At 31.6% G+C, this 1,006-nt stretch carries 2 protein-coding genes; both read right to left on the reverse strand.

Going from position 1 to position 1,006, the window contains the following annotated elements:
• Positions 1-471, reverse strand: a 471-nt coding sequence (locus AC1DND_RS28475; protein WP_477586283.1) for a sensor histidine kinase, incomplete at its 3' end; no start/stop codon positions are given.
• On the reverse strand, positions 450-1,006 hold a 557-nt coding region (locus AC1DND_RS28480), incomplete at its 5' end, for a hypothetical protein (RefSeq protein ID WP_477586285.1). The genes AC1DND_RS28475 and AC1DND_RS28480, both read right to left, overlap by 22 nt.

Here is a 1,006-nt window from a genome sequence, read left to right on the forward strand (position 1 = left end):
GTATTGAAAGGTTACCTTACATTTTTTCAAAGCATTGAGGTTGTTCACTTCTTCCTGTATTAAAGTTACAATTTCATTTTCACTTATATTATCGTTCGTTAAGTTTTTCGACAAACTCCTCAAGTCTTGCAACGATGAATTAATGATCTGATAAATCTGCTCAATTCTTTTACTTGCCTGAGGCACTTTGTTTTCGTGCACCAGTTGCTGGGTATAAAGGCTCACCAATGTTAATTTCTGCCCGATATTATCGTGTAATTCGCGGCCAATCTGCTGCATGGTGGCCTGTTGAATTTCTAACTGGGTAGTTAAAAGTTCCTTCTGGTGTATTTCGTTGGTGATTTTAATTTCATTCAGATATTCCCTTTTCCGTTCTTTATATTTTTTAATATAGACCATAATGGCGACTACAAAGAGCACGAAAAACAGGTTAAAAAGGATGATGGTAATTAAGAGCTCTGTTTTCCCCATATAAATGAAATTGAGAATAATACATACATTACAATCCCTGATATCAGAAAATAATCGAAATAAATATTCCAGATCTGGATATAAGCCCGCAATAACGAATAAAACGTAAGAAAAGGTAATGTACCGATATAGAATAAGGTTACGCCTAAATTAATATAAAACATTCTATTTTCTTGAAAGTTGAGAATGTTGATTGAGTTTACCTGATTATAATATTCTTTGATAACCAAAAACATTAAGAGTAAACATCCAAAAGTATAGCTAAAGGAAAAATATACTTTACTTTCCTTAAAGAATAATCTGCTGAGTATAAATGAAATTATGTACAACAAAGAGAGTATCCAAAATAGTCTTTTATCCTTAAATGATTTTACGGCATAAAGCCAGTAAAAAAAGATAAACTGGAAAGGGATAACGATATAGTTATAATATTTAGTTTTTGAAAAGCTGATATATTCTCCTCCCCATTTCCCAATTACTTCACAGATAAAAATAGTGGTCAGATAATAGATAAAATACCTCCAATGTTGTCCCT

The sequence above is a fragment of the Pedobacter sp. 01N416 genome (genome assembly GCF_056399685.1).